The following is a 26,002-nucleotide window of genomic DNA, read 5'->3' as shown; positions in this document are numbered from 1 at the left end:
ACGGCGATTATATCTTAAAAAATTTCAAAATTTGCTTAAATTATACAAAGTATTAAATTTAGCAAAATTTATGAGAAAAATTAGTAAAATTGCAGGTTTTATAAATTTGATAAGGAAATTTTGATATGTATGTAGCCCCTAGTATTTTATCAGCTGATTTTGGCAGGCTTAGCGAAGAAGTGCGCGCAGTATGCGATGCGGGAGCAGATCTGATCCATGTCGATGTCATGGACGGACACTTCGTGCCAAATCTCACAATCGGCCCACTTGTCGTAAATGCCGTAGCCAAGGCCTCTACAAAGCCTCTTGATATTCATTTAATGGTGCAAAATGTGCCGTTTTTCGCTGATTTGTTTTTGCCACTAAAACCAAAATTTTTAAGCTTTCATATCGAAGAAGAAAAACACCCTTTGCGCTTGATAGATTATATCCGCAAAAACGGCGTCAGCCCCGCTATCACGCTCAATCCACACACACCAATTAGCGCGCTTGATTATATCATAGACGAGGTTGATATGGTGCTTTTAATGAGCGTAAATCCGGGCTTTGGCGGGCAAAAATTTATCCCATCAGCCTTGCGCAAAATTTCAGAACTTAGAAATTTGATCGAAAAACGGGGCGCGAAATGTATGATCGAAGTCGATGGTGGCGTAAATGGACTAAATGTCGCCGAGCTAGATAGTGCAGGCGCAGACATCGTCGTGGCTGGAAATTTCGTATTTTCATCAAACGATTACAGCGAAGCTATCAAAGCCCTAAAAGTATGAGCCAAGACAGCAGAAAAGGGCTTGATAACCTAATCGAACTTTTGGCGCAAAAAAGCATAAATTACCACGATTTTATCGCCAAAGCGCAAAAAATCGAGCTAATTGCAGAGCTTTTTGAGCCAAAAGATTTTAGCATGTGGCGCGCCATGGGGCTAAATGTCATCAAGCTAGACAATGGCAAAATCACGCTTAAAACCCGCGAAACCGATATCGAAGACGAGATTTTTTGCTTTGTGGATATCGAGACTAGTGGCGGGCTAAGTAGCGGTCAAATCATCGAAATCGGCGCGATAAAGGTGCAAGGCGGGCGAGTTTTGGATAGATTTGAGAGCTTTGTCTATGCAAATTTCGTGCCAGAGGGTATCACCGAACTAACCGGAATTAGCGCGCGCGATTTGGTGGGCGCACCAAGCCTAGCTAGCGTTTTGGAGCGGTTTCGGCTATTTTTAGGCGACGCGATTTTCGTGGCGCACAATGTCAAATTTGATTATGGTTTTATCGACGCAAGTATGCAAAAATGCGGGTTTGGCATGCTACTAAACCGCAAAATTTGCACCGTCGAGCTAGCGCGTCGCACGATAGAGTCGCCTAAATACAATCTCGGCGCACTAAAAGAGCTTTTGGGTATCGAAAACACCCACCACAGGGCTTACAGCGACGCTATTTCGTGCAAGGAAATCTTCGCTCACGCCATAAGCGCACTTCCATGGAGCGTGCAAAGCACGGAGGATTTGATACTATTTTCCCGCACAGCAGGGCTGAAAAAACCAAGCGCAACAGCGAATTTAAACTAAATTTTACCCACAAAATTTCACTCTAAATTTACTAAATTTTGAAATTTAGGCTTAAAGGACATTTAGGGGGATGAAATTATCATTTTGTCTCATTTTTGACAGAAAAATACCATGAGATAAATTTCCTTCTATTACTCAAATTTAGCCCAGCATGGTTTCTGATTTTGCTTTTTAAATCATTAAAGCTTGCCTCTAATGAATTGTTTGTGTTTGGGATATTTGGATAACTCTGATAGGTAAAAAGCAGGTCCAAATTTGATTTTAGCGTGCGCAGGGCACTTCGCAAGCGTCTGCGAGTGAAAAATACCCTCCCTTGCTCATTTATGCTTTTTTCTTTTATTCTTGCGCGGTTTTGGCTTGCCAGCTTTATCACCAGTAAAAATTTCATTTTTATGTGCATATTTTTGTTTTAAATAGTGCTCATAATCCACCAAATTCCCAAAACATTGTTTGCACTTTAAATTTTTTACCTCATAAAAATAAAAAGTCTTTTGGCAATTTTTGCAGAAAAATAGTTTATTTTGATTACTTTTTTTACCAAATAAAAAAGCAAAAAGTGAGGCAAAAGCTACAATAAAAACGAAAATTTTGCTCTTTGTGCCAAGTCTTACCCAGCCTTGGTATTTGCTCCACACTTTATATCCGTTTAGCGAAGCAAACCCATTAAAAAAAGAGATTGCAGACATCATAAAAGTGCCAGGCTTATCAGAGCGAAAAGCATAGATAAAAAAGAGCATAACACAAATAAAAATAATGTCGAAATAATCCATACCAACACTAGATAAAAGCCCATTTATAAGGCTGTTTTGCCTAAGCATTTCTATGCCAATACAGACAAAAGACAAAAAAAGAAAAATTTGAAAATAGTTTTTATTTTTTATCTGGCTAGGTAGCGACAAAAGGGTGTAAATCACGAGAAAGATTGTTAGAAAAATTTGGATTTTTAACTGCATTTTAACTCATCAAATAAATTTATCGCAAATTCGTCGAATTTTTTGCCTTTTAAGTGTGCTTTGCAAAATTCCACGATTAGTCCGTGAAATAGCGCAAATGCGCCGTTTTCGTCGTTTGAAAAATTTTTGTAGCGAGAATTTACTAGTTCAAAAACTTCGCCAAATTCCAGCGCGCCAAGCCACTCGCTAAGCTCGTCGTAACTCTCAAACTCATATCCAAGCGCGCCTAGCAAACGCGCAGAGTAGCTATCTGCGACCATTACGGCCCTTCCGCACGCATAGCACAAAATCGCGTCGCAGGTTTCCGCGCCTATGCCTTTTTGGCTTATCAGCCACTCACGGCTTACGGCGTGCGCGAAATTTTCAAAATCGCCAAATTCTGCCAAAATAGCTTTGCAAAGCGAGCTTAATCGCTTTGCTTTTTGGTTATAAAATCCGCTTGGTTTGATGATTTCCGCCAAATTTTCCACGCTTAAATTCGCCAAATTTTGCAAAGTTAAAAGCCCGAATTTCCTTAAATTTTCAAGTGCAAGTTCAGCGTTTTTCCAGTTTGTATTTTGGATCAGTATCGCGCCGACAATCACTTCAAATTCGCCAAAATTCGGCCACCAACGAAAATCATTAAATTTAATCGCGCCAAAAAGTGCGTGAAATAGCTCAGTCGCGCTCATTTTCGGGACTAAATTTCGTAAAAAACTCGCTTGCATAGCTTAGCGCAAACTGCTTTGCGATCCGCCCGCTTCGGCTCGCCCTTAGCCTCGCAAACTCGCTAGCTTTGGCGCGCAACTCATCAAGTGCGTGCGCGAAACGCTGCCTAAACTCATCAACGCTCATAAATCTAAATGCCGCGAAATAGCTCTCCACCACGCCCAAATACTCGCTCATATTGCCACTATAAAAGCTAAGTTGCAAGCCAAATCGCTCGCTAAGGCTAATGCGCTCGTTTTTGGCGTCGCTTAAATGAAGCTCGTCGGTGCCCACCTGCGCGCCCATGTTGTCGCTGGCTAGCTCGCTTAAAATGTGTCTGCGATTTGAGGTCGCATACATTAGCACATTTTTGGGCGCGCGCTCCATAGAGCCGTCAAGTAGCGGTTTAAGGTGCTTGTAGGCGTTTTCGCCAAGCTCAAAGCTTAAATCATCGCAAAAAATGATGAAATAATAATCCTGCCCCCTGATTTCATCGATTATGTCGATGAGATACTCCAAATCATCTTTGCCGATTTCGACGATTTTAAGCCCATCTTGCAAAAATTTCGTAAAAACTGCCTTTGCTAAGCTTGATTTACCGCACCCTGGCTCGCCCCAAAGCAAGGCGTGATTTGCCCCGCGCCCGTGGATAAAAATTCGCGTATTTTCTACAAGCGCAGTTTTTTGCGCCTCCAAACCACAAAGCGCGTTGATATCCACAAAATCAATATCCTCTATCGCTTTAAGTCTTAGTCCGTGTCTGCGAAACTGCGCCACTTGCACGCTTTGCCAATCAATTTTCAAATTTAACTCAGACATTTTTGTTTTCCTTTCGCAAATACACTAAAATTTCCGCTAGCACATCATCATCGTCTTTCGAAGGCGATTTTAGGCGGATTTTCTCGCCATTTTTATCTGTGATTACGATATTTACATCTGCGCTCGAAATCGCGCGCACACCGATATTTTGGGCTAGCACCTTTATCATCATCATATCAATGAATTGTTTAGTATAAACATCAGCCTTGCCGAATCTATCCTCGATTTCAGCGTAAATTTCATTTATTTGCATAGCGTTTTCGCATTTGCTAAGCCTGCGGTAAATATCAAGTCGCAACCTATCCTCCGCGATATATTCGCTATTTAAAAAGGCATTGACTGAAATTTTAAGCTCAACGCTTGAAATGATTGTTTTTTGGTTTAAAAGCTTGTTTATCTCATCTTCTAGCATACGCAAATACAGGCTGTATCCGATAGCCTCGATATGCCCGCTTTGCGCTTCGCCGACGAGATTTCCACCACCTCTGATTTCTAGGTCGTGATACGCTAGCACTGAGCCAGAGCCCAAAAATGAGTTGCTCTCCAATGCCACGAGCCGTTTTAGCGCGTCGCTAGTAAGGGCGGTTTTATCGCCAATCAAATAGTAGCAAAATGCCTGTTTGTTGCTGCGCCCTACCCTGCCTCTAAGCTGGTGCAAGTCTGCAATGCCGAATTTATCGGCGTTGTCGATTAAAATCGTATTGACGCGTGGCATGTGGATTCCACTCTCGACTATGCTCGTGCATAGCATCAAATCATACTCCCCAGCGATAAATTTAGCTATCTCGTCCTCGGTGGTTTGCGCATCGATTTTAGAGTGTAAGATTACGATTTTTAAATTTGGCAAAATTTCAAGTAGCCGTTTTTTCACGCTAGGCATGCTTGCGATATGATTATGCACATAAAAAATCTGCCCACCACGGCGAAGCTCCCTAATAATCGCCTCTTTTACGATTTTTTCGTCCCACTCTTTGACCATTGTGCGCACATCGAGGCGATCAAGTGGCGGAGTTAGAAGCGTGCTATAACTCTTAATCTGGCTTAGCGCCATATTTAGCGAGCGTGGAATTGGCGTAGCAGACATGCTTAAAAGGTGCGAATTTTGCGATTTTTCCTTTAATTTTTCTTTTTGTTTCACGCCAAATTTATGCTCTTCATCGACGATTACGAGCCCTAAATTTGGTGCTTCGACATTTAGCAGGCTATGCGTGCCCACACACACAATCGCTTCATTATTTTTAAGCCGTTTTAAAATTTCGCTTTTTTCCTTTGCCTTGCTAAATCTATCTAGCCTAAAAACAGGGATTTCAAACTCATCAAATCTCGCTTTTAGCGTAGCGTAGTGCTGGGCGCACAGCAAAGTCGTCGGCACGAAAAAAAGTGCTGAAAAGCCACTTTTTATCGTCGCAAATATCGCGTTCATCGCCACTTCCGTCTTGCCAAAGCCCACATCGCCGCTTAATAGCCTATCCATGACCTTGCCACTGCGTAAATCTTGCAAAATCGCGCTAATCGCGCTTTCTTGATCTGGCGTGTATGAAAACCCGCTAGAAGCGATAAATTTGACGTAATTTGGACCAGTATTTTCTATCATCACGCCACGAATTAGCTCGCGTTTGGCGGCGGTTTGTATGATTTTGCTAGCGATGACAAAGAGCTTTTCGCGCACCTTTTCTTTGATTTTCGCAAAGCTTGCCTTGCCTAGGCGATCAGGGCTTACTACGCCACCACTAGCTATATATTTGTCGATTTTGTTTAGGTATTCCACAGGCAAAAGTAGCTTGTCGCCGCCTTCGTATATCAGGGCGACAAACTCACGCGAATGCCCCAAAACGGTGGCTAGTTCAAGGCCAGCGAATTTAGCGATTCCGTAGTCTTCATGCACGACAAAATCGCCAGGATTTAGCTCATCGAGCGCAAGGCTAGATTTGCGAACGCGCTTTTTAGGGATTAGCTTGTTTAATGAAACGATAATCTCGTCGGAGCTGATTAAATTTAGGATAAAATCCTCTTTTAAAATTTTCGCATTGCTTAAATTTGAGAGATCCAAATGCGCCAAAAGTGCGTCATTTCGCGCGATAATGGTGATTTTATCATTTTTGTGAAATTCGAAAAATTCGCTATTTGGCGTGATTTGCAAATCCTTAAATTTACGCGCCTGCGGGATTAGCGGCAGTGTATCAAGGACGCTTAGATCCCTTTCGGCAAAAATTTCATCTTTTTTGATAGGACACGCTAAAACTGCGCTAAATTCTTGCAAATAATCCACAAACCCATCAATAAACCAAAACCCAAGCGAAGTTAAATCATTAATCAAAGCGTCGCTATCAAAGGCGTTAATTTTTTCGTTTGCGCTCTCAAACTCGCCCTTGTTTAAATTCGCCAAAAACGGCTCAATCTCGACGCTTTCTAGCTCGATTTTTTCGGATTTTTGCGTATCAATGTCAAAATGCCTAATGCTCTCGATTTCATCATCATCGAGCAAAACCCTCACCCCGCACTCGCCTCCAAGCGGGAAAATATCGATAATCTCGCCACGAAAGCTAATCTCGCCTGCGCTTTCGACGACCTGCGTCACGCTGTATCCAAGGCGCAAAATTTCATCTTTAAATTCAGCCAAATTTAGCTTTTGGGCAAATTCGATTTTTATCCCTTTTAGTTGCGATTTTGTGGGGAGTTTGTTTAAAATCGTGCGAACTGGCGAGATTAAAATTTTGCGCTCTTCGCATTTGTAATACGCGCCAAGCGAGCGTGAAATGCCGATTAGCTCGTCATAATAGCTTCGCAAATCCTCGCCAAAATGCGCCCTAAAATCAGGCAAAACAAAAGTTTTAAAACCCAAAAATTTCAGCACCTCAGCGCAAAGTGCGCTATCTTTTTCATCATCTGTGATTAAAATTTGAGGACAAATTTGCGCAGAATTTTGCGCTAAAATTTGCGAAAAATACTCATAAATTCTAGCTTGCATTATTTTTGCGCCCCACTTTGCAAGACGCGATTTATCTCATACCACGACACATTTGGCTCGACCGACCAGATATTTAGATTCGAGCTATCCCACAGCATGAAATTTAGTGGATCTAGCGTCATACCCAAAAACCGCACCTCATAGTGCAAATGTGGCCCCGTGCTATACCCTGTATTGCCCGTATATCCGATAATCGTGCCTTTGCTAACCCACATGCCAGGAGCCACGCTAACCGAGCTTAAATGGCCATACCTTGTCGAAAATCCGTAATTGTGCGTGATTCGCACGAGTATGCCATATCCGTTTCCGCTCTCGCCGGCAAAATCGACAAATCCATCTGCTGTGGCGATTACTGGTGTGCCGACACTGGCGCGCAAATCTATGCCGTGGTGCATGCGTTTGACACCGGCTATCGGGTGCGTGCGCATGCCGTAATTATCGGTGATTCCGCGGTTTTTTATCGGGTAGCGGTTTGGTATGTATTGAAACATCAATTTATAGGTGTTATCGTTTGCGCTGATTGTTTTAGCGTTTGATTTGTTGCGCTGGGCTAGTCTTTCGCTGAAATACTGCGCGATTTGCGCGTCGCTCTCATCGCCGTCAGGGCCTTCGTTTGCGATATCGAGGCTGGTTTGTTCGCGCATTTGATTTGCCTGAATTATCAAATTTTGGTTTTGTTTTTCTAGCTTTTCGATTTGCGCCATTAGCGTAGCATTGGTAGTTTTTAGGTTTTTTTTGTCGTTATTTAGGCGAAAAAGCGCGAAAAACAAAACGAGCAAAAACACAATGATAAATGCAATTAAAATTTTAAGTTGAAAGCGAAAATTCTCGCCAAATTGCATGGTTTTCGAGCCGAAATTATCACTAATGGTGATTTTAGTTTTTGCCAAATTTCGCCCCGTTATTATAAAATTTCAAAAATTCCTCGACTAAATGAAACGAACCAAACACCAAATATAGCTCATTTTCATAGGTTTCGCCCATAAATTCAGAGTGCGCGATACCAAGCTCGTCCAAAGCCTGCGTAATCATCTCCCCGCCAAGCTCGCGACCAGGGGCCTCATAAGGCAAAATTTGGACATTTTTAATAATCGGCGCAAGGGTAGCAAGAACCTTTTTGATATCCTTATCGGCAAAGGCGTTGTAAATCAGAGTAAATTTTTTGCCTGCAAATTCCTTGGCAAGTGCTGCGGCAGCTAGTTCGTTGTGCCCCACATCGATAATGATATTTGGAGCGATTGCTTCGGCGCGCCCAGGCAAATCAAGTGGCAAAATTTCAGCAATTTTAAAATTTAAGCCCCAAAATTTCGCCCCAGCCACGGCTAGTTTTAAATTTGAATATTGAAAATTTGCTAGGTTGTGAGTTTTGATATATTCGGCAATTTCGCGCTTTTCATCTGCGTTTAAAAAATCGCTTGCAAACGCCAAATTTGCCCCCTTTTGCGCTGCGATTTCACGCGCGATTTTCACGCTAATCTCGTTCATTTCATCGCTTAAAATCGCGTTTTGCGCCATTGCATTAAGCTTTGTGCGCGAAATTTGCTCCAAATTCTCCCCAAGCATGCCGATATGATCGGTGCCAATAGGGGTAAAAAGCGAAAGCTTGGTATCAAAACTGCTCGTAGCGTCAAACTCGCCACCCATACCAGCCTCAAATACGCAGTAATCGCACTCCCTAAAATGCACCGCAGCCGCCAAAGTCAGGTATTCGAAATACGAAAGGTTATTTCTAAATTTTGCCGGTAAATTTGCTTGCAAATACTCGTGCGCGCCTTGCAACTCATCATCGCTAATCTCGCGCCCGTCGCGATAAATGCGCTCATTTAATCTCATAATATGCGGGCTAGTGTAGTGTCCGACGCTAAATTTAGCGCCCGAATTTCGCCCATTTGCGCCATTTGCACTCATAATAATCCTAGATAAAAACCTGCCAGTGCTTCCCTTGCCATTGGTGCCGATGATTTGGGTGATATTTTTTAGCGGGAGTGCGCTACGCACAGCCTCAAAGGCAGTTGGAAAACGCTCGTAATCGATCTTTTTATAATAAATCGGACGAGCGTTTAAGAAGTCAAAAACCAAGCTAGTTTTTAGCGCGTTCAAGCTGTATGCCTTTGATCGCAAGCGCAGAAATAAACTCATCAAACGCCTGAGTAGAGGCATTTTCGATAGCGTCATAGCGCTCTTTGTCGCTGATGACTGAGATTGTGTCGTGTTTGTTTTTGACTAAACGAGAGACCGAAAAATCATGGTCTCCTACGCAGTCTTTGCTAAAAATTTCGCCATTTTTAAGCTTTGTTTTGAAATTTAGCGTCAAATTTGCACGATAACTCGTGATATAGCCGTATCTATCGTAAGTAAGGGCTGTGAAAGTTAGCCTTTTTATGCTAGCTACGATGTAGGTTTGGGCGCTAGATTTGTCGGCTAAATTTGAGCCTAGACGCGCTACGATACCGCTTTTGACAGCATCTTTGATAGCCACTGTGTTTTGAGGGTCAGTTTTACTCATCAGCACATCGACATACACGCTTTTTGACATAATCTGCGAAGTGATTTTAGATACTGGCTGATATCCGCAACCAACGACCAAAACCACAAACGCAAAAACGGCTAAATTTTTAATCAAATTTCTCATTTTTTCCTACTTTACGACCAAATTTACAAGTTTGTTTTTGACATAAATTTCTTTTATTAGCGTTTTATCCTCTAACCATTTTGCGACATTTTCTTTGGCAAGTGCTAAAATTTCCGCCTCGCTCGCGTCTGCATTGGCGTCGATTTCGGCGCGTTTTTTGCCATTTACGGTAACTGCAAGCGTGATAGTATCGCTCACAAAAACCTCAGGCAAAAGCTCAATTTTTGTGAAATTTTTGCGCCCAAAAAGTGTCTGGCTTAGCTCGCTTGCGATATGTGGCACGATTGGTTGAAGTAAATTTAGGATAATAAAATACCCCTCAGTGTAAATATCAGCGTTATCCTGCGCGTTTAAGGCATTTAGAGCCTCCATACACGCCGCGATTAGGGTATTAAAGGCGAAATTTTCCGTATAGACATCGTGCGATTTTTTTAGCGCTTCATAGACTTTTAATCTCGCATATTTTTCATCTTTGCTTAAATTTGCGTGGTTAATGCTAGGAATTTTATCTGTTTTATACGCATTGCTTGAACGCTCATAAAGGCGGTTTAAAAACTTATAAGCGCCCTCTACTGCGCTATCGTTCCACTCTAACTCTTTTGCAGGAGGTGCTGCAAAAAGTATGAAAAGTCGCGCAGTATCAGCCCCATAAGTAGCGATGATATCATCAGGATCGACGGTGTTGCCCTTAGATTTGCTCATTTTTGCGCCGTCTTTTAGCACCATGCCTTGTGTCAAAAGTCTAGCAAACGGCTCACTATCGCGCAAATAGCCCAAATCACGCAATGCTTTTTGGAAAAATCTAGCATAAAGCAGGTGCAAAATCGCATGCTCGATACCGCCGATGTATTGATCTACGCTCATCCAGTAATTCACGCTCTGCTCGTCAAATGCCTTGCTCGTCCAAGTTTTCTCATCGCTTGCATATCGCGCGAAATACCAGCTACTCTCGAAAAATGTATCAAGCGTATCGGTCTCGCGAACGGCCTTTCCGCCACATTTCGGGCAGGTGCAGTGCTTCCAAGTAGGGTGTTTATCAAGCGGATTGCCAAGTCCTGTGATTTGCACATCATCAGGCAACGCAACTGGCAAATTTTCGATTTTTTCGCCAACTAAACCGCATTTTTCGCAGTGAATCATAGGAATCGGCGCGCCCCAGTAGCGCTGGCGTGAAACGCCCCAGTCGCGGAGTTTGAAATTTACCACGCGAGAGCCTAAATTTCGCTCTTCAAAAATTTGCAGAATTTTCTCATTTGCCTCTTTGTATTTTAGGCCATTTAAAATTTCAGAATTTGCGTAAATTCCTGTTTTTTCGACATGCGGTAGGGTTTCGTTTTCGAAAATATTTATAATTTCAAGTCCAAATTTACTCGCAAACTCAAAGTCCCTCTCATCGCCTGCTGGCACAGCCATAACCGCGCCATCGCCATAATCTGCCAAGACAAAATTTGCTATCCACACTGGGATTTTTTTGCCAGTTAGCGGGTGTAGGACATTTACGCCTAGATACGCTCCGTCTTTATCGGCGATTTGTCGCTCTCTTGGGCTTTGATTTAGGATCGCGCGAACCTTTTGCTCTACATCTTTTGGAAGTAAATTTTTCTCCAAAAGCTTCGCAATAACCGCGTGTTCAGGCGCAAGAGCCGAGTAGCTCATACCATAAATCGTATCAGGGCGAGTCGTAAATACATCAAATCCGTCGATTCCGTCTAGCATCTCACGGCTTTCATCGTCAAATTTGAAGCGAAATTTCAAACCTTCACTTCGCCCAATCCAGTTTTCTTGCATGGTTAGGACTTGATTTGGCCATTTTCCCTCCAAATCCTTCAAGCAATCAAGCAGTTCCCCAGCATAATCAGTGATTTTTAGGTAGTAGCCTTGCATTTGCTTTTGCACTACTTCATTGCCACAGCGCCAGCATTTGCCGTCTTCGACCTGCTCGTTTGCAAGCACGGTGCCGTCGTGTTCGCACCAGTTTAGCAGTGAGCTTTTGCGATAAATCAGCCCCTTTTCATACATTTTGATGAAAAATTCCTGCTCCCATTTTGTATAAAGCGGATCAGAAGTAGCTAGTAATCTACGCTTTGAAAAGCTAAAACCAAGCCTGTCTAGCTCGTTTTTCATATAATCAATATTTTCGTAAGTCCATTTTTTAGGGTGAATTTTGTGTTTAATCGCTGCGTTTTCTGCTGGCATACCAAAGCTATCAAAGCCGATTGGTTGGAGCACATTGTATCCTTGCAAGCGGTAGTAGCGTGAGAGCGCGTCGCCGATAGCGTAGTTTCGCACATGCCCCATGTGGATACGACCACTTGGGTATGGAAACATCGAAAGAATATATTTTTTAGGTAAGCTATAATCGTCCTTTGGCTCTGCTTCGCCCTCATCGTTCCAAATTTTTTGCCATTTTAATTCTATCTCTTTGCTATTATAAGCCATTATTACTCCTAAAATTCATCTTTTGATTTGGCTGATTCTACGGTGATTAGCACTAATGAGAAAATCACAGCAATCAGCGCGCCGATACAAAGCGCGGTTATAACCGAAAGATCGCCTGGATGAACTATCATAAGCACAAACGCTGGAATTAGGTGCAAATCAGCCACAAGCGAGCTTGCGAAAAGCTCGGCTGAGAGCATATTGCGCACACCGACTTTAAGTAGCGTAGAAACTGCATTAATACTAGCAGCGATAAAGAGCAAAAGCTCGTGTCTTTCGTAGATAAATCCAGCGATTGTAGTCGCACTCATCAAAGCAAAAAATATGTAAGTTACTCTTCCCCAGTTCATTTTCTATCCTTATACAGTGCCTTTTTCATACATTGCGCGCATTTTTTCTTTTTCTTTGGCGCGTCGTTGTTTATCAGCCAAAAACGCGCGGTATTTTTCCACATCGAATCCAAATAAAATCAAAAGCGGTGCAGCGATGAAAACCGAGCTAAATGTTCCAGCCACGACGCCAACAAGCATAACAAGGCTAAATCCATGTATCATAGCTCCACCCCAAACGAACAAAATCACAATTACAAGCAAGGTCGTAAATGATGTCAAAAATGTCCTTGAAAGCGTAGCTGAGATCGATTCGTTGATAACCTCGGTTAGCTTAATGGATTTGCTAGTGCGCACACCCTCTCTAATCCTATCGAAAACGACGATAGTATCGTTTAGCGAATAACCCATAATCGTAAGAAGTGCGGCCAAAATTTCAAGGTTAAAATCGATTTTAAATAGTATCAGCGCACCACATGCGATAATGACATCGTGCAAATCCGAAATCACCGCCGCAATCGCAAATCTCCACTCAAAGCGAATTGTGATATAAACCAAAATCAGCGCAAACGATACACAAACAGCCATAATTCCCTTTGTGCGTAGCTCGCTACCGACCTTTGGACCCACCACATCGACCTTGCGAACCTCGAAATTTCCACTTCCTTTTAAAATTTCTTGCGCTGCTAAGGCTGGATTATCGCCCAGTGAATCGCTACTGCCAGAGTATCTAATGGTAACTTCCTCATCGCTTCCAAACTCAGTTACATTTATATTTCCCAAATTTGCCGCTTCAAAGCGAGTTCGAATTTCATCAAGCGGGGCTTTTGTATCGTATTTGACCTGAATTAGCGTTCCACCGCTAAAATCTATACCGTAGTTAAAGCCCTTAATCAAAAATAGCCCAATCGAGCCAATTATCAAAATCGCAGATATCACAAATGCGATATGTCTAAATTTCATAAAATCATAAATTTTATCACTATCAAATACCTGCATTTTGCGCCTTTCTGACTTTGTAACCTAGCCAAAATTTCGTATTTTTGCTCTTTTCCATTTTACCCATTACCACCTCAAACATACCATGAGTGCCCAAAATCGCAGTAATCATCGACGCAATGATACCTATACTCATAGTTACCGCAAAGCCCTTAACAGGGCCTGTGCCATACGCATACAAGGCAGCCGAAGTAATCAGCGTAGTGATATTTGCATCTACAATCGCGCTCATGGCGTTTTCGTAGCCCTTGGTGATACTTTGGCTAATGGAGCCACCAGCTTTTAACACTTCCCTTATGCGCTCATTTATAATGACATTAGCATCGACTGCCATACCCACGGTAAGCACGATACCAGCCATACCAGGCAGGGTCAGTGTCGCCCCAAACAGCGCCATAAACGCTATCAAAAATAAAATATTTACAACTAGCGCGATGTCCGCAAACACGCCCGCCATACCATAGTATAAAACCATAAAAATCAAAATTACAATCGCCGCGAAAGTTAGAGCTCTGACACTTTGATCTATACTATCTTGTCCTAGGCTTGGTCCGATACTGCGCGATTCGCTCACGCTAACAGGCGCCAAAAGCGCACCAGAGCGCAGTGCAATCGCCACATCATGTGCTTCTTGCACGCTAAATCCGCCACTGATTTGTCCGCTTCCGCCACCAATTCGCTCATTAATGCGTGGAGCTGAATAGACCTTGCCATCAAGCACGATTGCAAGGCGTCTGCCGACATTTTCGCCTGTAAAATCGCCGAAAATTTGCGCGCCTTGTGAATTAAGCGTGAAATTTATGATTGGCTGATTTGTGTTTTGATCGAAAGCCACCCTAGCATCGACTAGCATTGCTCCGTCTAAAACCGGAATTTCATTGATTAGGTATTTATATTCTGGATTTTTCGCGTCAGGGTAAATTACATCGCCGTAGCTTTTGGCCTCTTCTTCGCTCATCGTTAGAGCTCTGTCTTGGCGAATTTCATCAAGTGCCATGAGCTGTAAATGCGCTGCTTTGGCGATTAAATCTTTGGCTCGTTGTTCTTCTTCTGAGCTCTTAATTCCAGGAAGCTCGACTAGGATATAGCTCTCGCCCTGTTTAGCGACTGTTGGCTCAGCAAGGCCGAATTGATCCAAGCGGTTGCGTATAGTATCCACAGCCTGAGCGATCGCGTATTCTTTGGTGCTAGCGATCTCCTCTGGCGTTAGGCTCACGCGGTATTTCTCGCCAGTTTTGGCGATTTCAAGCCCACTAGCAGCAGAGTGTAACAAAGCGTCAAATTTAGGCGCTTCATCGGGGTCTAAAATTTCAAATTCGAAAAAATCGCTATCAAGCTTCAAGCCGTCCATTAGCAAATCATCGCGCTTAGCAGCGTAATTTACGCTAGCTGCGATTGATTTGATTTTCGAAGTTATCGCCTCGTCGCTTTGGACTTCGAGCAGCATGTGAAGACCGCCCTGCAAATCAAGTCCGAGGTTGATTTTATCGCCCTTTTCACTCTGCAAAATCGAAGGCATAGCAAAAATCAAACTAAAAATTGCCGCTACTAAAAAGGCAATCAAACGATATGTAATCTTACTACGCATCTAACCTTCTTGCGATATAAAGTTTGTCTAGTTCGACGATAACATCATCATTAAGCTTAACTGTGATAAAATCCTCACTTGTTTTTACGACTGTGCATTTTAGTCCGCCACTTGTGACGATTTTATCGCCCTTAGCGAGCGCATCAACCATAGCTTTATGCTCTTTTGCTTGTTTTTGTTGCGGTCTGATTAGCAAAAAGTAAAAAATCCCAACAAAGACAATTAGAGGTAATAATGTTCCAAAAAGATTCCCTTGTTCCATCGTTTTCCTTTGTAAAAAATTTAAAAAGAGAGTATTTTACATTAAATAAAATAAATAACGGCTTTTTTCTTGCGCTTGGAGTTTCAAATTTTATATTTGTTGAAATTTTAAGCCAAAATTTAGGTGGAATTTTATCGCTTTTGGCTGAATTTTTCTCGCCACTAATCGCGATTTTTGCGCTATTTGTGCTTTTAAAAAGCAATAAGCAAATTTGGTTTTGGTTTGGGTTTTTTATCGGCGCGATTTGGTTTTATTGGATTAGTTTTAGCCTGATTTATTTTGGACTTTCGTTTTTAATCCCAGTTGAAATTTTAGGAATTTGCCTGATTGCGGGGGCGATTTTTCGTATTTTTGCCATTTTTGATGAGCCGATAGCGCGCGCGCTCTGTTTGGTGGGGCTGAAATTTATCCACCCTTTTGGCTTTGATTGGCTAAATTTCGAGCTTTTGTTTTCACACGGCATTTTTAGAGCCGAAATTTTCGCATTTTGCGCGATTTTGGCTGGAATTTGCATTTTGATAAAATTTAGGCACAAAGCCAAAATTTTGCTTTTTTGCGCTTGTTTGATTTGCGCGTTAGAATTTAAAGAAAAAGAAGCTGAATTTTTACCACTTAAAATCAAGCTTGAAAACTCGCAAATTTCACAATTTGACATCTGGGACAATGACAAAATTTTAGGCGCAATTAGAGAAAATTTAGCCAAAATAGACGAGGCGATAGAAAGTGGCTACGAGGCGATAGTATTGCCAGAGAGCGCATTTGCGCTGTATCTAAACCGCGAGGAAGCCTTAAAGGAAATTTTGCTAGAAAAATCGCATAAAATTTCGATTGTAGCTGGTGCTGAGGCGTATGAAGAGTCTAAATTTTACAACAGCGCGTATGTTTTTGAAAACGGAAATTTGCGCAGATTTGACAAGCACATTTTGGTGCCTTTTGGCGAGCAAGTGCCCCTGCCTGCGCCGATTAGAGATTTTATGAATAACACATTTCTAGGCGGGGCTAGCGATTTTTCGATTGCGCCAAATTTTAGTTTTTATACAATCAAAGAAATCCCCGTAAAAAGCGCGATTTGCTATGAGGCGACGAGGGGCGAGTTTTACAGCGATAATCCAAAATTTGTCGTGGCGATTTCAAACAACGGCTGGTTTATTCCTAGCTACGAACCGCACCTGCAACGCCTGATAATCCGCTATTACGCCACGCTAAGCGGGGCAAGTGTGTATCACGCCATAAACGCAAGCCCTAGCGAGATAATCACGCCTAAAAAACTATGGGTGAATAAATTTTTGGCATTATTTAAAACGGCGTAAAAAGCTATTTTTAAACGAGTTTTAGATAACATAATCAAATTTTTTCAAGGAGCATTAAAATGGCAAAATTTAATCGTGTGCTCGTTAAATTTTCAGGCGAGGCACTGGCTGGAAAAGATGGTTTTGGAATAGATAGTGAAATTTTAAAATTTATAGCCAGAGAGATTAAACAGCTCGTCGATAACGGTATCGAAGTAGGTATCGTAATCGGTGGCGGAAACATAATCAGAGGCGTAAGCGCGGCAGCTGGCGGTATCATCAAACGCACAAGTGGCGATCACATGGGCATGCTAGCAACCGTAATCAACGCAATCGCTATGCGCGAGGCACTCGAATACAACGGCATAGATGTGCGCGTGCAAAGCGCGATAAAAATGGAAGCGATCTGCGAAACCTTCATCATCGGCAGAGCCAAAAGACATTTGGAGAAAAAACGGGTCGTAATCTTTGCAGCAGGCACTGGAAATCCATTTTTTACCACTGATACAGCTGGCACCTTGCGCGCGGTCGAAATCAGCGCAGACGCGATTATCAAAGCGACAAAGGTAAATGGAATTTATGACAAAGATCCGCATAAATTCGATGACGCAGTGCTTTTAAATACCATTACATACGATCAAGCCTTGCACGATAATATCAAGGTCATGGACGATACTGCAATCGCCCTAGCCAAGGATAATAAACTTCCAATCATCGTATGCAATATGTTTGAGAGTGGAAATTTACACAAAATCATCAATAACGGCGATTTAAGCCAATGTTCAATCGTAAAAAACTAAAAAAGGAGAATTAATGAGAACAGAACAAATCATAGCAAAAGCGTTGAAAGTCACAGGTGGCGATCGCTACAAGCTATCACTAATGACTACTAAACGCACAGAAGAGCTTGCCGCTGGGGCAACTCCACTTGTCGAAAACATCGACACACGCAATATGAAATTTGCAGATATTGCGATTTTAGAATTAGCAGAAGGTAAGATTACCCTAGATGGAATCATTGACAAGGATTAGTGACGGCTATTTAGAAAGCCTTATCGAAGATATTGTCGAAACAAAAGAGATCGAGGACGCCAAACGGCTACTTTATAGCCTAAAAGAGCCGACCCCGCTACTTGTAGATGCGATAAATTTATGCGTTACGCAGCATGAGGGTCAGTTTCGCAAAAGTGGCGAACCATACGCAATCCACCCGATTTTGGTAGCGTGTTTCGTCGCGTTTATGGGCGGTGATGACGCTATGGTCATTTCTGCGCTTTTGCACGATGTGGTCGAGGATACGGATTTTAGCACCGAGCAAGTCGGGGATAGATTTGGCGAAGATGTCGCAAAAATCGTAGAGGGTATGACAAAAATCGTAAATATCCGCGAGGATAAACTAGCCCCTTCTGGCGATAAAAACGCTAAGCTTCGCACCACAGCTCTGACATTTCGCAAAATGCTGATGATCTCTATCGAAGATCAGCGCGTTTTGGTGGTCAAACTCTGCGATAGGCTCCATAATATGCTAACCCTAGAAGCACTCCGCCCAGATAAGCAAAAACGCATAGGCGAAGAGACGCTTCTAGTTTATGCGCCAATCGCGCACAGGCTTGGAATTTCATCGATTAAAAATATCTTAGAAGATCTAAGTTTCAAATATGTAATGCCAAAAGAATACGCCACAATCGCAAACTATGTCGAAGAGCATAAACAACAGCTCCAAATAAATTTAAGCAAATTTAGCGAAACGATTAGCGAGTATCTGCTTACAAACGGATTTAGCGAAAATAGCTTTGAAATTCAAAAGCGTATGAAGCATTACTATTCAATTTACCTAAAAATGCAAAGAAAGGGCATTTCGATTGAAGAGGTTTTGGATTTGCTAGCTATCCGCATAATCGTGCAAAAGCCGATGGATTGCTATCTAGCTCTTGGCGTAATCCATACCAAATTTAACCCCTTGATTTCGAGATTTAAAGACTATATCGCCCTACCTAAACAAAACGGCTACCAGACGATTCACACGACCGTTTTTAACGACAGCATGATAGTCGAGGTCCAAATCCGCACCACAGAGATGCACAACACAGCCGAGCTTGGCGTGGCTGCGCACTGGAAATACAAATACTCAGGCTCGCTAAATCCTAAGCTTGATTGGATTAGCGATATTGGCTTGCAAGAAGCCGATGATTCAAACGCTGATGATTTATACGAATATGCCAAAGATAGCCTATATATCGAGGATATCGCAGTATATTCGCCAAAGGGCGGAATTTTCACGCTCCCACGAGGTGCGACTGCGCTTGATTACGCTTATGAAATACACTCACAAGTCGGTCTTAAAGCCGTCGAAGCCTTTGTCAATCGCATAAAGGTCCCGCTTCTAACCGAGCTTCAAAACGGCGATATCGTCCATATCATCACAGGAAACAACCCGCACTATCGTTGTAGTTGGCTAAATTCTGTCAAAACAGGAAAAGCAAGAGCCACAATCAAGGCATTTTGCAAACAAAAAATTCGCGATGTAAATCAAGAAGTAGCGATTAAAATTTTAAGTGCGATTTTCGCCACGACCGAAGAGAGCGTGATAAACTGGGTAGAAAAAGAAAATTTAATCAAAAAAGTCGGCAAAGCAAGCTATGATTCGGTATTTTTGAAAGATGTCGTAAATGCGCTGAAAAAATACCCGCTCAAAGAGAAGCTTTTCAATATGAAATTCCGCGATAAATACAGCGTCGAAAAGCAAAAATTCGACAATATCGTGGTGTATTCAAACTACAAAATCAACGAAGTAGAGTTTGATTACTGCTGTAATCCTAAGCGCGGGGACGATATCATCGGATTTCGCAACGGACACAATGTCACGGTTCATCACAAGCTTTGCGAAAGAGCGGCAAATTTGATGAAAAGCGATGAGATGATTTTCGTCAAATGGACGCGAAACGCGCCACACAGGTATAAAATCATACTAAATATCGAAAACAAACGGGGCTCACTGGCTGAGTTTTTAACATATTTGGCTAAACTAAGCGTCGATTTAGTTTCTATAAATTTGAACGAAAACAACGAAGCTGTGTCTGATTTTTTCGAAATCATTATAGAATTAAACGAAAATTTAGACCACACTTATATCAAAGACAGATTAAAAAATAGATATAAAATCGCTGATTTTATATCATTAGATGATGTGTATAAAAACTAATAAAAGGGAGAATAAATGGCTGACATTAAAGATATAATGGCAAATTTCAAACGCGGAGTAAGCGAGATAATAGGCGAAGAGCAAATTGAAGCTTTGATTACTAAATTTTACGAGAGTGGCGAAACATTTTTGGTAAAAATCGGCATGGATCCGACTGCGCCAGATCTACACCTAGGACACACTGTCGTGCTAAATAAACTCGCATTTTTGCAACAACACGGCGCAATCGTACAGTTTTTGATCGGTGATTTCACAGCTCAAATCGGCGATCCAACAGGCAAAAGCGAAACTAGAAAAAAACTTCCTCACCATGTCGTAATGCAAAATGCCAAAACCTACGAAGAGCAAGTTTTTAAAATTTTAGACCCAGAAAAAACAAAGGTAATGTTCAACTCCGAATGGACAAATCGCTTAGGTGCTAGCGGTGTAATCGAGCTATCAAGCACATTTAATGTAGCCAGAATGCTAGAAAGAGATGATTTCGAGAAACGCTACAAGGCCGAAATGCCAATTAGCATTAGCGAATTTTTATACCCGCTTTTGCAAGGCTATGATAGCGTATGTATGAAATGCGATATCGAATTTGGCGGCACTGATCAAAAATTTAACCTTCTTATGGGACGCCAACTCCAAAGAGTTTATAATGTAGGCAAAGAACAAGCCGTCGTTATGATGCCACTTCTCGTAGGCACTGACGGGGTAAATAAAATGAGCAAGAGCCTAGGAAATTATATCGGCGTAACAGACGCTCCAAACGATATGTATGGCAAGGTAATGAGTATCAGCGATGATTTGATGTGGGATTGGTATAATCTACTATCACAAAAAAGCAACGAAGATATCGCACTAATCAAACAATTCGTAGCAGATGAAGCTGTGCATCCAAAAGCCGTAAAAGAGGAGCTTGCCACAGAAATCGTTACGAGATTTTACGATGAAGATGTCGCATTAGAGGCAAAAGAGGAATTCGATAGAGTTCATGGCGGAAACGAGCTTCCAGCAGAAATCCCTGAATTTAGCGTTTCAGCGCCAGCGTGGATCGTCAAAGCTCTACTTATTTGCAAGCTAGCCACTTCTAGCTCGGACGCAAGACGCCTAATCAAATCAAACGCCGTCAGCGTCGATCAGACCAAAATTTCAGACGAGCAACTCCAACTAAGTGCTGGCGAATACACCTTACAAGTAGGAAAGAAAAAATTTGCTAAATTAAAGGTAAGATAATGAGCGTTAAAATCGGCAAATACGAGATCAAACACCCTATTATCCAAGGCGGAATGGGGCTAGGGATTAGCTGGGACAAGCTAGCTGGAAATGTCAGCTTAAATGGCGGTTTGGGCGTGATTAGCTCGGTAGGGACTGGATATTATGACGACCTTAAATTTTCGGAAAAGTGTATCCACGATAGACCATTTTCTTCGCTAAATTTTTATAACAAAAAAGCCCTTACTCAAATAGTAAAAAACGCTCGCGAAATCTGTGGCGACGCACCACTAGCGATGAATATCATGTGCGCGGCTAATGATTATGAGCGCATTGTAAAGGATTCTTGCGAAGCTGGGATAAATATCATCATCAGCGGGGCTGGACTTCCTACGAATTTGCCTGAATTTACCGCCGATTTCCCAGATGTGGCTCTCATGCCTATCGTTTCATCTGCCAAGGCTCTAAAAATCATAGCCAAGCGTTGGAGTGGCAGATACAACCGCCTGCCTGATGGCGTCGTGCTAGAAGGCCCACTAAGTGGCGGTCATCAGGGCTTTACCTACGAGCAATGCACTGACCCAGAGTATCAGCTAGAAAAATTAATCCCGCAAGTAAGAGCCGAAATCGATAGCTGGGGAGAATTCCCGCTATTTGCAGCAGGTGGAATTTGGGACAAAAACGATATAGATAAAGCCAAAAGTCTTGGTGCAAACGGCGTTCAAATGGGCACTAGATTTATCGGGACATTTGAGTGCGACGCCCACGAGAAATTTAAAGAGGTCTTACTAAAAGCCACAAAAGAAGATATCAAACTTCTAAAATCCCCAGTAGGCTACCCTGCGCGCGGAATTCATACGAATTTGCAAGATATGATTGCTGCTGGAAGCGCACCGAAAATCTCATGCGTTAGCAACTGCGTGGCACCTTGCGAGCGTGGCAAAGGCGCCAAACTCGTCGGATACTGCATAGCAGATCGCCTAAGCGATGCTTATCTTGGCAGACAAGAGAGCGGGCTGTTTTTCACAGGCGCGAACGGCTGGAAGCTAAATGAAATCATTTCTGTAAAAGAATTAATGGAAAAACTCGTAAATGGCGAAGATAGTTAAAATTTTATGCGCTATTGTTTTTAGCGTAAGTTTCGCATTTGGCGCGAACGCCAGTAGCGTTTTTGCGAATTTTGACAAAAACTATGTCAGTGCTAGCAAAACCGCAAAAAAAGAGCTTCACAGCGAGCTTAAAAAAATTTATTCCGCCACTTCAAATAAAGATAAAAAAACCAAAATTAGCGTCCTAAAACGGCTAACTTATAGTAGCGAGGTGCTGGGGTATTCAAACTACTCTGTGTATAAATCCGAGCTAGAAAAACTAGGCGCCAAGGCCGATTACAAGCCATCTATCACGGACGCTAAAAAAACTTTAAGCAAGGCTGATTTGGAGTTTTTAAACTCAGGCAAAATCACGCCAAATAGCACGAAAATCGACAAATCAAAGCCCTTGATTTTGCAATCAATCAGTAGCGATGAAAATAGCGTCAGGGTGAAATTTAATAGAGATTTAGACCACAGCGAGTATAAAAATTTCGTAATTAACAAAGATAAAGTTTATCGCTATGTCCTAGACTTCAACGCCAAAAACAGCTCACACACCACGAGATTAACGGGCAGTTTCGTAGATGAAGTTCGCACTTCGCAGTATAACGACAAAATCGCCCGCGTCGTGCTAAATCACAACCAAAAATTCAACCCAAAGATTGAAATTTTTGGCAATGAGCTAATCATCGCCAAAGCAGGGACTAAAATCGCTATGCCAGCGCAAACTAGCGCAAAAGCTACTCAGGTAAATTCAGCCAAAAGCGAGGCAAGCGGAACGAATAAAATTTACAAATCTACAAAAGGCAAACTAATCGTCATAGACCCAGGTCATGGCGGCAAAGATAGTGGCGCTATCGGAAATGGTTTGAAGGAAAAAACTATCGTTCTTGCAACCTCCAAAAAACTTGGCGCACTGCTTCAAAAACGCGGTTACAAGGTGCTTTATACCAGAAGCAACGATGTATTTATCAACCTCAAATCCCGCACAGCTTTCGCCAACAAAAAAAATGCCGATATGTTTATCTCGGTGCATGCAAACGCCGCGCCAAATGCCAAACAAGCGCCAAATTTCAGTGGCGTGGAGACATTTTTTTTAAGCCCAGCCAAATCAGAGCGTAGCAAAAATGTCGCAGCATTTGAAAACCAAGGCGACATGGAGGATATGAACGCCTTTTCGCAAGAGACATTTTTAAATTTCTTAAATAGAGAAAAAATCATCGCCTCAAATAAACTTGCAATCGATATTCAAAGCTATATGTTAAATTCCGTCCAAAAAAGTTACAAAAGCAAAGACGGCGGTGTCAGAGAGGGGCCGTTTTGGGTGCTAGTGGGGGCTACAATGCCAGCTGTGCTCGTAGAAATGGGCTATATCTCACACCCAAGTGAGGGCAAAAACCTAGGCACCTCTGCATACCAAGACCGCATAGCCCAAGGTATCGCAAACGGCGTAGATGCGTATTTTCAAAAGAATAAGTGATGAAATTTATCAACGATGCACCATTTAGTGAAATTTACGAGGATTTTTATTTTAATTTCAAAAATCCTCTTGGCGAGAGTGAATATGTCTTTATAAGCGCGCTGGATACGGCGTTTGCGAGCAATGCGCCTATCATCGTCGGCGAGCTAGGATTTGGCGTGGGGCGCAACTTTTTGCTCTGCGCAAAAAAGGCGCTTAAATTTAACAAACGCCTACACTTTGTCTCAATCGAAAAAAATCCGCTTAGCAAGGACGAATTAGCCCAAATTTGGGCGAAATTTAGCGAACTCTCATCAGTTTCTAAAATTTTAATCAAAAAACTCCCGCCCCTTACCAAGGGAATCCACCGCATAAATTTTTCCAAAAAAATCACGCTTGATCTTTGTATTGGCGAGGCTAGTGAGCTAATCAATGAGCTTGATTTCAAGGCCGATGCGTGGTTTTTAGACGGATTTTCACCTGCGAAAAACGAAACCATTTGGAGCAAAGAGATTTTTGCCGCCCTTACACCACTTTGCAAAAAGGGCGCGATTTTAGCGACATACACAAGCGCTGGCTGGGTGGCAAAATCACTGCGCGAAGCAGGGTTTTTCGTCGAGAAAACAGACGGATTCGACACCAAACGCCACATGATTAGAGCGAAATTTTTGCGCGAAGATGATGAAGTAAAAAATTTTTATTTTGCCAGAAATTACCCAGAAATTTTGCCAATACAGTTTTCAAATTTCGCCGATTTATCCGCCACGCACTGCCTATACGACCCTAATTCATACGACGAAAACACCGCACCGCAGGCGCAAACCCCCACAGCGATTGTCGTGGGAGCAGGAATTGCTGGGCTTTGCACGGCTTTTAAGCTTAAAAAGGCAGGTTTTAGCGTCAGCGTGATAGACAAAAGAAGCGAAGCTGGGCTAAATGGTAGCGGGAATTTCACAGGTGTGTGCGCCCCGCTGATCACCAAAGAGGGCGTGAAGCTTGGAGAAATGCACATACACGCATTTGATTTGGCTCTTAGCTTTTATGCCAAACACGCTCCCAAAAAGCTAGCTAGCCTGCTTGGGGCGCAGGATTTTGCCTATGATAGCGAGCTTTTAGCAAGGTATCAAAGCGCAGGAAACCCTGAAATTTACGAATTTAAAGCGCACTCAAAACCATATCCAAGCATAATGATAAAAAACGCCGTCCTAGCCCACCCGCACAAGCTCTGCAAACATTTCGCCAAAAAACTCGGCGTCAAATTTAACCACGAAATGCTAAATTTCAAAAAGCAAAATGATAAATTCGAAGTGATTTTAAAAGATCGCGCAAGCCTATTTTGCGATATTTTAGTCCTTTGCGCAGGAAGCGAGAGCGAGGAATTTTTCGGTCGCGGCGCAGTATCGCAAGATACCAAATTTAACCTAGATCCTAGCGTGCAAATCAGCTCCGTTCGCGGTCAAACCACGCTAATTCGCCCGCTAATCAAAACCAAATTTCCACTCAGTGCCTCTGGCTACATCTGCCCAGCCGTGGGCAAAAAGCAACTCATCGGCGCGACTTACGATAGGAAGTGCTACCACGACGAAGCAAGAGCAATCGACGATGTCAAAAATCTAGAAAGCGTCGGCGAGTTTTTGAGCAAAAAGGCCAAAATCATCGGCTCTAAGGTCGGATACAGAGGATATAGTGGCGATAGATTTCCGCTAATTGGCCCAGTGTGCGAGCCAGAAAGTCTGGCGCGAGATTTCAAGGATCTGCCATGGAGCAAAAACAAAAAATCCGCCAGACGCGCCAAATTTATCCCAAATTTATACCTTAACACAGCGCACGGCGCACACGGGCTAAGCACCGCAGTTTTGGGCGCGGAGCTTATATGCGATTATGCACTTTCTCGCCCGCTTTGCGTGCCACGCTCGATCGCAAACGAGCTAATGCCATCGCGCTTTTTGATTCGCAAACTCAAAAAAGGACTTATCAAATGAAAAAACTAATCCTAATAATTCTAATCCTTTTTGCCCTCGGCGCACTCGCACTTTACGGCATTTCGAGGACAAATCCAAATTTGTTTGCCGAGATTAAAATTTTAGCTATTTTGCTAAATACCGCGCTTTTTGCCCTTGCGCTTGTGATAATCGCAATCAAAGAAAAGGACGCCGTGCGCTTTCCGTTTCTCACAGCCGTGGTTTTAGCACTTTTTTCTGGGCTCATAAACGGCGCGATAATCTTTAAAAACCGCTACTATATCATCGCAACGGCAATTTTGTTTATCGTTTTTGTGCTCTATTTGCAGATCAAACACCGCAGATTTTCGAATAAAATTTACAAAACCGAAGAATAGTTAAATTTTAATTCAAAAATAAATTTTGATAAATTTTAAATTTGGCGAATTTGAAATTTTAAAATTTCCCAATTTCGCTGGCGCAACCCCCAAACCCTGCCCCGAAATTTTGCCTTGTTAAAAAGGCGTTTTTGGCGCATGATTTGTCATTGCGAGCGCGCACCGCGCGCGTGGCAATCTATAAGT

23 protein-coding genes are annotated in these 26,002 nt (G+C 42.5%); 11 read left to right on the top strand and 12 right to left on the bottom strand.

From position 1 onward, the window contains the following. Nucleotides 1–125 precede the first annotated feature (125 nt). Nucleotides 126–767, top strand: a complete 642-nt coding sequence (rpe, locus tag OFO01_RS05970; protein ID WP_270859291.1) for a ribulose-phosphate 3-epimerase — start codon at nt 126–128, stop codon at nt 765–767. Next, nucleotides 764–1,561: a 3'-5' exonuclease gene (locus OFO01_RS05965; protein ID WP_270859290.1), complete on the top strand. Its 798-nt coding sequence runs from the start codon at nt 764–766 to the stop codon at nt 1,559–1,561. Before rpe ends, OFO01_RS05965 begins: the two co-directional genes overlap by 4 nt. Nucleotides 1,562–1,640: 79 nt before the next feature. Here the strand turns inward: OFO01_RS05965 and OFO01_RS05960 are convergent, their stop codons facing one another. The 12 genes from OFO01_RS05960 to yajC all read right to left on the bottom strand — a co-directional run bounded on the left by OFO01_RS05960 (nt 1,641) and on the right by yajC (nt 15,237). Next, nucleotides 1,641–1,949, bottom strand: coding sequence for a hypothetical protein (locus tag OFO01_RS05960; RefSeq protein ID WP_270859289.1), 309 nt, complete (start codon nt 1,947–1,949; stop codon nt 1,641–1,643). A 555-nt stretch (nt 1,950–2,504) separates the two neighbouring features. Continuing rightward, nucleotides 2,505–3,185 (bottom strand): 3-methyladenine DNA glycosylase, encoded by a 681-nt coding sequence (locus OFO01_RS05955; protein ID WP_270859288.1) that lies wholly within the window; start codon nt 3,183–3,185, stop codon nt 2,505–2,507. Beyond that, on the bottom strand, nt 3,172–4,020 hold the full coding sequence (locus OFO01_RS05950; RefSeq protein WP_270859287.1) for an ATP-binding protein: 849 nt from the start codon (nt 4,018–4,020) through the stop codon (nt 3,172–3,174). Before OFO01_RS05950 ends, OFO01_RS05955 begins: the two co-directional genes overlap by 14 nt. Then, nucleotides 4,013–6,988 (bottom strand): DEAD/DEAH box helicase, encoded by a 2,976-nt coding sequence (locus OFO01_RS05945; protein ID WP_270859286.1) that lies wholly within the window; start codon nt 6,986–6,988, stop codon nt 4,013–4,015. The genes OFO01_RS05950 and OFO01_RS05945 overlap by 8 nt, the downstream gene beginning before the upstream one ends. After that, nucleotides 6,988–7,878, bottom strand: coding sequence for a M23 family metallopeptidase (locus tag OFO01_RS05940; RefSeq protein WP_270859285.1), 891 nt, complete (start codon nt 7,876–7,878; stop codon nt 6,988–6,990). The genes OFO01_RS05945 and OFO01_RS05940 overlap by 1 nt, the downstream gene beginning before the upstream one ends. Then, the gene (locus OFO01_RS05935) at nt 7,865–9,088 is read right to left on the bottom strand and encodes a Mur ligase family protein (RefSeq protein ID WP_270859284.1); all 1,224 of its coding nucleotides are present in this window, start codon (nt 9,086–9,088) and stop codon (nt 7,865–7,867) included. The genes OFO01_RS05940 and OFO01_RS05935 overlap by 14 nt, the downstream gene beginning before the upstream one ends. Continuing rightward, nucleotides 9,069–9,620 carry an LPS assembly lipoprotein LptE gene (lptE, locus tag OFO01_RS05930; protein ID WP_270859283.1) on the bottom strand — a complete coding sequence of 184 codons (552 nt, stop codon included), beginning with the start codon at nt 9,618–9,620 and terminating at the stop codon, nt 9,069–9,071. The genes OFO01_RS05935 and lptE overlap by 20 nt, the downstream gene beginning before the upstream one ends. A 6-nt stretch (nt 9,621–9,626) precedes the next feature. Then, a complete protein-coding gene (gene leuS / locus OFO01_RS05925; protein ID WP_270859282.1) occupies nt 9,627–12,059 on the bottom strand; it encodes a leucine--tRNA ligase in 2,433 nt (810 codons plus the stop codon). Nucleotides 12,060–12,067: 8 nt separating this feature from the next. Then, nucleotides 12,068–12,409 carry a DUF6394 family protein gene (locus tag OFO01_RS05920; protein WP_270859281.1) on the bottom strand — a complete coding sequence of 114 codons (342 nt, stop codon included), beginning with the start codon at nt 12,407–12,409 and terminating at the stop codon, nt 12,068–12,070. 9 nt (nt 12,410–12,418) lie between these two features. Further along, nucleotides 12,419–13,387: a protein translocase subunit SecF gene (gene secF, locus OFO01_RS05915; RefSeq protein ID WP_270859280.1), complete on the bottom strand. Its 969-nt coding sequence runs from the start codon at nt 13,385–13,387 to the stop codon at nt 12,419–12,421. Continuing rightward, the gene (secD, locus tag OFO01_RS05910; RefSeq protein WP_270859279.1) at nt 13,374–14,975 is read right to left on the bottom strand and encodes a protein translocase subunit SecD; all 1,602 of its coding nucleotides are present in this window, start codon (nt 14,973–14,975) and stop codon (nt 13,374–13,376) included. Before secD ends, secF begins: the two co-directional genes overlap by 14 nt. Further along, a complete protein-coding gene (yajC, locus tag OFO01_RS05905; protein WP_270859278.1) occupies nt 14,968–15,237 on the bottom strand; it encodes a preprotein translocase subunit YajC in 270 nt (89 codons plus the stop codon). Before yajC ends, secD begins: the two co-directional genes overlap by 8 nt. Between yajC and OFO01_RS05900 the strand changes: the two genes are divergently transcribed. From OFO01_RS05900 to OFO01_RS05860, 9 genes are read left to right on the top strand one after another with little or no spacing between them, the layout of a single operon-like run. Beyond that, a complete protein-coding gene (locus OFO01_RS05900) occupies nt 15,210–16,547 on the top strand; it encodes an apolipoprotein N-acyltransferase (protein WP_270859277.1) in 1,338 nt (445 codons plus the stop codon). The genes yajC and OFO01_RS05900 overlap by 28 nt on opposite strands. A 59-nt stretch (nt 16,548–16,606) precedes the next feature. Then, a complete protein-coding gene (pyrH, locus tag OFO01_RS05895) occupies nt 16,607–17,326 on the top strand; it encodes a UMP kinase (protein WP_270859276.1) in 720 nt (239 codons plus the stop codon). Nucleotides 17,327–17,339: 13 nt separating this feature from the next. Next, complete coding sequence (locus OFO01_RS05890) at nt 17,340–17,558, top strand: DNA-directed RNA polymerase subunit omega (protein ID WP_270859275.1); 219 nt, start codon at nt 17,340–17,342, stop codon at nt 17,556–17,558. Further along, complete coding sequence (locus tag OFO01_RS05885) at nt 17,536–19,728, top strand: RelA/SpoT family protein (RefSeq protein ID WP_270859274.1); 2,193 nt, start codon at nt 17,536–17,538, stop codon at nt 19,726–19,728. Before OFO01_RS05890 ends, OFO01_RS05885 begins: the two co-directional genes overlap by 23 nt. Nucleotides 19,729–19,743: 15 nt before the next feature. Next, complete coding sequence (tyrS, locus tag OFO01_RS05880; protein WP_270859273.1) at nt 19,744–20,949, top strand: tyrosine--tRNA ligase; 1,206 nt, start codon at nt 19,744–19,746, stop codon at nt 20,947–20,949. Continuing rightward, nucleotides 20,949–22,037 (top strand): nitronate monooxygenase, encoded by a 1,089-nt coding sequence (locus OFO01_RS05875; protein ID WP_270859272.1) that lies wholly within the window; start codon nt 20,949–20,951, stop codon nt 22,035–22,037. Before tyrS ends, OFO01_RS05875 begins: the two co-directional genes overlap by 1 nt. Further along, nucleotides 22,021–23,499, top strand: coding sequence for an N-acetylmuramoyl-L-alanine amidase (locus OFO01_RS05870; RefSeq protein WP_270859271.1), 1,479 nt, complete (start codon nt 22,021–22,023; stop codon nt 23,497–23,499). Before OFO01_RS05875 ends, OFO01_RS05870 begins: the two co-directional genes overlap by 17 nt. Beyond that, nucleotides 23,499–25,460, top strand: coding sequence for an FAD-dependent 5-carboxymethylaminomethyl-2-thiouridine(34) oxidoreductase MnmC (mnmC, locus tag OFO01_RS05865; protein ID WP_270859270.1), 1,962 nt, complete (start codon nt 23,499–23,501; stop codon nt 25,458–25,460). Before OFO01_RS05870 ends, mnmC begins: the two co-directional genes overlap by 1 nt. Further along, complete coding sequence (locus tag OFO01_RS05860) at nt 25,457–25,816, top strand: hypothetical protein (RefSeq protein ID WP_270859269.1); 360 nt, start codon at nt 25,457–25,459, stop codon at nt 25,814–25,816. Before mnmC ends, OFO01_RS05860 begins: the two co-directional genes overlap by 4 nt. Nucleotides 25,817–26,002: the final 186 nt, after the last annotated feature.

The organism is Campylobacter sp. JMF_01 NE2, from assembly GCF_027737365.1.
Taxonomy (GTDB): Bacteria; Campylobacterota; Campylobacteria; order Campylobacterales; family Campylobacteraceae; genus Campylobacter_B.
This window is presented reverse-complemented; position numbering and strand designations above follow the sequence as displayed.